Source organism: Clostridium bowmanii, assembly GCF_018861315.1.
Lineage (GTDB): Bacteria > Bacillota > Clostridia > Clostridiales > Clostridiaceae > Clostridium_AD > Clostridium_AD bowmanii.
Genome location: NZ_JAHLDL010000030.1, coordinates 51,123 through 57,436 on the forward strand (window position 1 = coordinate 51,123; position 6,314 = coordinate 57,436).

At 30.9% G+C, this 6,314-nt stretch carries 6 protein-coding genes and 1 pseudogene; 5 read left to right on the plus strand and 2 right to left on the minus strand.

What is annotated here, in order from left to right; genetic code table 11:
* Positions 1–15: 15 nt before the first annotated feature.
* On the plus strand, positions 16–1,467 hold the full coding sequence (locus KPL51_RS17700) for a uracil-xanthine permease family protein (RefSeq protein WP_224853760.1): 1,452 nt from the start codon (positions 16–18) through the stop codon (positions 1,465–1,467).
* 388 nt (positions 1,468–1,855) lie between these two features.
* Positions 1,856–2,950 carry a YkvI family membrane protein gene (locus KPL51_RS17705; protein ID WP_216164236.1) on the plus strand — a complete coding sequence of 365 codons (1,095 nt, stop codon included), beginning with the start codon at positions 1,856–1,858 and terminating at the stop codon, positions 2,948–2,950.
* A 339-nt stretch (positions 2,951–3,289) separates the two neighbouring features.
* Here KPL51_RS17705 and KPL51_RS17710 read toward each other — a convergent pair whose 3' ends face one another.
* Positions 3,290–4,324, minus strand: a complete 1,035-nt coding sequence (locus tag KPL51_RS17710) for a group II intron reverse transcriptase (RefSeq protein ID WP_244998126.1) — start codon at positions 4,322–4,324, stop codon at positions 3,290–3,292.
* Positions 4,325–4,435: 111 nt separating this feature from the next.
* On the opposite strand from KPL51_RS17710, the gene KPL51_RS17715 reads away from it, so the two are divergent.
* Together KPL51_RS17715 and KPL51_RS17720 are read left to right on the plus strand one after the other, a co-directional pair.
* Complete coding sequence (locus KPL51_RS17715; RefSeq protein ID WP_216164242.1) at positions 4,436–4,681, plus strand: hypothetical protein; 246 nt, start codon at positions 4,436–4,438, stop codon at positions 4,679–4,681.
* Positions 4,681–4,875, plus strand: a complete 195-nt coding sequence (locus KPL51_RS17720) for a helix-turn-helix transcriptional regulator (protein WP_216164246.1) — start codon at positions 4,681–4,683, stop codon at positions 4,873–4,875. Before KPL51_RS17715 ends, KPL51_RS17720 begins: the two co-directional genes overlap by 1 nt.
* A gap of 160 nt (positions 4,876–5,035) precedes the next feature.
* On the opposite strand, the pseudogene KPL51_RS17725 reads toward KPL51_RS17720, so the two are convergent.
* A pseudogene (locus KPL51_RS17725) lies at positions 5,036–5,904 on the minus strand (IS1595 family transposase); the annotation flags it as partial.
* 43 nt (positions 5,905–5,947) lie between these two features.
* Between KPL51_RS17725 and KPL51_RS24550 the strand changes: the two are divergent.
* On the plus strand, positions 5,948–6,100 hold the full coding sequence (locus KPL51_RS24550) for a GNAT family N-acetyltransferase (RefSeq protein WP_224853825.1): 153 nt from the start codon (positions 5,948–5,950) through the stop codon (positions 6,098–6,100).
* Positions 6,101–6,314: the final 214 nt, after the last annotated feature.

Sequence of the window (6,314 nt, forward strand, 5' to 3'; positions counted from 1 at the left end):
GAGGGGGAATATTTAGTGAATAATAATCCATTACAACCAGGATCTAATAAAGAAATAAAAACTCCTATAAGGCCTAAGGGATTTTTCAAGAAATACGATCCCGAACAAACAGTATTTGATAAAGAAATAAAAACTTCTATAAAGCCTATACTAACTATTAATGAGAGGCCCAAGAGTTTTGGGGTAACACTTTTATATGCCTTTCAAGTAACTTTAGTTGATTTTACTCCATTTATTTGGGCAGGAGCATTTGTAGCTCTTGCAGGGTTACCTGACAGTGTTATTCCTATAATGATTAGTACTTGTTTTCTAGCAATGGGTATAGGTACTTTGATACAAACAATATTGGGTAATAGATTACCAATTGTGCAGGGTCCTTCTTCTTCGGTTCTAACTGCTATGGGACCCGTAGCTGCTATATATGGATTTCCTGCAATGTGGGGTGCTGTTATAGTTGGTGGTATATTAGAAACATTTATTGGGGCTTCAAGATTATTAGGTAGTATAAGAAAATTCATACCACCTGTGGTTACGGGTTCTGTAGTTACTGCAATTGGCTTTGTTGCTGCCAAAATATCGCTAACCTGGATTTTTGGAAGTGGAAAACCAATACATCTTGTTCTTGCACTGATTGCTTTTCTATTTGCTTTATTCCTCAAATTTAAATGTAAAGGCATTTTATCAAATGCATTTGTTCTTATTTCAGTCCTTGTAGTTGGTGTCTTAATTTCAACTATAGTAGGAGAATATGACTGGGCTAAGGTAAGTGCTGCTCAATGGTTTGCTATGCCTAAGTTATTCCCATTTAAAGGATTTGGTGGAACCACAAAGCCATTTGTTTTTATTGGTATTGCAATACTAGGAGGTTTTACAGGTTATATAGGTTCAATATTTGAATCGATTGGTGATTATGCTGCCACATGTGCTGTTTGTGGAGAAGAATATAAAGTTAAACACATTAATAAAGGTATTGCTGCTGAAGGCGCTGGATGTATAGTTAGTGGATTATTAGGTGCCTTACCTGTTACAAGTTATACTCAAAATATTGGTATTATTGCTGCAACTGGAATTGCCAGTAGATTTGTTACTCAAGTAGCTGCGGTTATGTTTTTATTATATGGATTATCTCCAAAACTAGCTATGATGCTTGCATGTATGCCAAGATCTGTAGTTGGTGGTGTTTTTGCAATAAGTGCCAGCTTAATAATGTTTTCAGGAATTGACGTTGTTATTTCAGACACTAGAGATTTTGCCAATAATCTTATTTCAGGAACAGCAATAGGCTTTGCCGTTATGCTTCCATTTTATGCTACAACAACAGGCGCCAAATGGGCAAATACTTTGGGTTCATTTGGAAAAATGTATGTAACTAATAGTATATTTATTGCTGTTACAGTAGGTATTGTAATGAATATTTTAATTAGATACGTATTTAATGCAAAATCAGAAGAAAATGATAAAACATAATATTAAATTACTAGCAAGTGAGCGGGAGGATATTATTAAGTAAAATAGTGGGCCAGTCATAGTAACAAAATAGTCCTATAGGATTTAATCCTATAGGACTATTTTGTTACTATCTCTATTTGAAATTTTAGTTTACATATTTTACGAATATGCATAAAAAAAATATGTAGTATGTTGGAATCATTTACAAACTATATATGCATAAATTTCTGTTATAATTATATTATTATGAAAAACAAAAGTGAAACAAACTCATAGATTTAAAATTCACACTTAAAACAATGTTGTATGATACTTTATCAGTACTTTTATTTTAAATATCGCTTGCTTGTATGTACCTTAAGTATATGTTTAGTGAATGTTGTTAGGAGATGTTAATATATTAGTTTTGGAGAATAAGAAGATAAGATGGGAAAGAGTTATTACTTATGCAGGTACATTTATAGCATGTTTGATAGGTTCTGGCTTTTCAACGGGGCAAGAGGTATTACAATATTTTAGTGCATATGGTTACCAAGGTGTGCTAGGAGAAATAGTAGTATTTTTACTATTCCTTTATGTAGGTGTTGATTTTGTAACTGTAGGGCAAAAGCATCAGTTTCCTAAGGGCAGTGACATATATAAATATTACTGTGGAAATATAGTAGGGAGTTTTTATGATTATTTTTCTATTGCATTTATCTATATGTCATACATTGTTATGATAGGAGGAGCTGGTGCTACGCTACATCAGCAATATGGGATTCCTACATACGTTGGTGGAATAATCATTGGGATACTCGGAGCATGCACAGTAATATTTGGTCTAGAAAAATTAGTAAATGTTATAGGAAAGATGGCACCAGTTATAGTTGTATTAATAATTACTCTAGGTGTATCCGCCATATTAAAAAATCCACAGGGACTTACTAAAGTAAATGAGGTATTGCCAAAACTTCACTTATTAAAAGCTTCCTCTAATTGGTTTTATGCTGCTGCTTCATATGTTGGGTTTTGTATGTTGTATTTGGCTGCATTTATGGCATCCATGGGGAAATCTAGTAAAAGGGAAAAGGATTTAGTTCTTGGAATAATTTTTGGCACTATAGGATTTAGCATGGCTTTATTAATTATTTCATTAGGTATCTTAGCAAATATTGAACAATTAGCTGGAACAATGGTGCCCTCATTAACACTAGCAGCAAATATACATCCATTAGTGGCTATTGTATTTTCATTTATAGTAATAGCTGGTATATACACAACATCAGTTTCTCTTCTTTGGCAAGTTGTTGCTAGATTTTCTGAGGAAAAAACCTGTAAATTTAGAACATTAACCGTAGCCTTAGCTACAATTGGTGTTTTTGCAGGCCTAAAAATACCATTTGACAGACTAGTAAATATAATTTATGTAATAAATGGTTATGTAGGTATTATTTTATTAGGATTTATAATAGTGAAAACTATAAGAATTAAATTGGCAAAAAAACCGCTAAAGCTATAGATAAAATGTTAACAAAATAAAGAAACAATGCTACCTGCTATCTGGTGGTTTATGTCGAAGGATAATTATAAAATTTTCTATTAAGTTATAAGTTAAACAACATATATTGAGAAACACCGTTACCACTCACCCATTGTAAATCAATAAGACCTTTTCAGTGGAAAAAAGGATTCTTGATATATGACGTCGAATACAAATATAAAATAGCATCTATTATAAAAAGTAGGTGCTATTTTTTATAATTATTGGGTCGAGTAGGTAGGGAGCCTTACGGCTCCTTTCCCCTCTAAGAACCGTACTTGTTTCTCTCGAAACATACGGCTCAAGCCATCATTTATCTCAAACAATTTGGTATTTGAATTTCTTAAAAGCCTTCTTAATCAGTTCGTATCCTTTTTTACTGTTGGGTTCTACTTGATTTTTTCGGAAGTAGATTGCAATTTTAGGTAAATCTCTTCCTCCTCCATATTTCTCAAGTAGTGTTTGATGATATTTACGACAACTTTGATGTAATAATTCCAAATTGTCATACCGTTCATCTCCACCCAATTTATGAGGTACAATTAGATTAATTTTAAAAAGTTCTTCTCCAACTAATGATTGTTTACATACTCTGCATTTGTAATTACTTGTTTTTGCTAACTTCCTTCTACTAAAGACATTGTCTCTTATGAAATCTTTTTTATCTCTTTTTTCAAAATACTCTTTTAAACTACCATCATCAGGACTATTCCTAAACTTAACTACAGCATGCCTCACTATTGGTATCCAACTCATTTTAAATAACTGGATTTTTTTATCATGAGGGTCTGTTAGTATCCATTTATCTTTACTAACTCCTGTATAATCTGCTTTGAAATACTTTCTGTAAATCCATTTAAACGGTTTGTTGGAGTGTAATAGTTTCAAATGTTTTCTTACCTTAATCCATATATAATTGTCAATATTGTTGAATATCTTCTTTGCAACTTGGCTTGACCAGTAGTTTCCTATTCCTCTTATTATGGGATTTAATTTATTTATTAAGTCTCCAACTGGTTTACCTCTCAGTTGTATAAATACATTCTTTATTGTTTCCATGGCTTTTTTTATACTTGTCTTTGATGGTTTTATTAGTAATCGCATACCTTTGTTAGTTTTATACTGTCTTAGATTGAATCCAAGAAAATCAAATCCTTTACTAATATGCGTCACTTTAGTCTTGTCATCGGCAAGTGTTAGCCCTCTTTTATTAAGATAAGGTTTAAGCTTTTCATACATATTTATAGCTTCTTCTTCTGTTTTACATACAACTACAAAATAATCAGCAAATTTTACTACTCCAACTGAATTCAGGGCTAACTTATGCCTATTAAAGTTATAATTTCTTATCAAACTGTATATCATAAATAAAAATGTAAAGACCTCTTGACATTATGTGCTAATATTATTATTTTTAATGTAAAGACTATTTTACATTTTTATAAATAGAAAGGAGATTTCAACATGAAAACTAAATATGATAAAATGGATGAAATGCAAAAATTTATAGCATATAAAAGTATAAACATGGCTTATTGGGTTATGTTCTATAGTATGCTTGGACTGGCTGTTATTGACTTTTTCAACAAATATATCACTCCATTTTCTGTAAAATCAGACCTTAGTTTAGCATCTTACTTGTTCTTCTTACAGAGTATTACTTTTATGGTTTACCGTTTCTACTTAAAAAAGAAACTTGGTGGTAAATAATGAAAAATAAAATCAATTTTTACCGTAAGCAAAAGGGAATAACACAAGAACAATTAGCAGAAAATTTATCAGTTACAAGACAAACGATAAATGCAATCGAAAATGACAAGTATAATCCAACTCTTGAATTAGCAATGAAACTTGGGAAATTCTTAGGAGTACCAGTAGAAGAACTATTTATTCTTGATAAATAAAAATAGCATTAATATTGAATAGTCCATAAATGGGGTGTCTCAAAAGTTTTTAATATTCATTTTGAGATACTCTATTTTATACTGTTTTTTTACAAATGTGTATTGCGTTATGCTTTAGTTATATACTGATTACAATTTTAATTTATATTCAATGTAATAATTAAACAAATATCGGCTCTCTTTCTTTAAAATCATTATCTTTGTATAAGCATGGGCTAGATTACATTGAACCATAAAGTTTTTGATTTTCACTACTTCCTTATCATTTTCAAATACTTGTAACTATTTAAACCAATACATATAATTACTGATATATTTAGTTGCAACACCATTAAACCTATTCATCCACTTTTTTAATTTACTGTGCACAGCATTAATGTGTTGAATATGGTAAACTCCTTCTTTATGTTTTCCTCTTTTTATACGCTTATGGTCTAATGAAAAATCTTTAGTAAGTTGAATATAACTCTTATGACTATCAGTACAAAGTATAGAGTTATCACCTATACGACCTTCATAGAGCCTTTCTAACTCTTGGTGTGTCATTCTGCCTTTACATAGCAATTCCATAATTAAATTGCCTTGTCTATCAATAGCAGTGGCAATACACACTTGCTCGTTAGATATTCCTCTCTTTTTAACTTGTTTACCTCTTTTACGAGGTTTTCTTGTCATTTTTGAAGGTTTTGTACCTTTGAAACTTTCTGCGAAGAATACTTCGTCAGCCTCAATTAAACCTTCAACAGAGCCTACACCGAAAAATGACTTTATACAATCAAGTATTTTATGCCTCCAAAAGAAACTTGTTGCAATGTTGATTCCTACAATTTCAGCACTCTTTCTAATAGAATAACCTGCTATCATACATTTAGCATATTTAAGCCATTTATCTAATGGTTTCTTGCTGTTATAAGTAGCAGAGTTTGTGAAGTCGGTAAAAGCTTTATTGCAGGATTTGCAAATATATCTTTGCTTATCTTTATATTTTCCGCTTCTTGATACAGTTTCACTATTACAATGAGGGCAGATGAATTTTACTTGATTATAGCATATCTCAAAAAACATATCATTAATTGGTTTTGGAAGAATTGTCGGTGATCAAGGCATTACATATGTTGTTTCTGATATTATGGTAGATCCTGATTATCAACGCAATGGTCTAGGGAAAGTGATTATGGAAGAAGTGGATTCATATTTAAACAAGAATACAGATGAAAATGCTTAAGTGACTTTAATTGCAAATAGACCTGCAGACAGATTATATTATCAATTTGATTTTGATTATTAAATTTAAAACCAGGTAATTGTAACTAAATTAATTGCAGAATGCAAGAAAAAAAGAGAAGATAACTTTTTGAAGGTTGCAAAAAGGAAAAGTAAAAAGAATATTGATAAAAACACTTATTGGACTTCTATTAACATTTATATTACAAATATTT

What these genes read in the sequence shown, in the direction of transcription:
- KPL51_RS17715 (WP_216164242.1), top strand. Translation starts at nt 4,436, where the DNA reads ATGAAAACTAAATATGATAAAATGGATGAAATGCAAAAATTTATAGCA.
- KPL51_RS17720 (WP_216164246.1), top strand. Translation starts at nt 4,681, where the DNA reads ATGAAAAATAAAATCAATTTTTACCGTAAGCAAAAGGGAATAACACAA.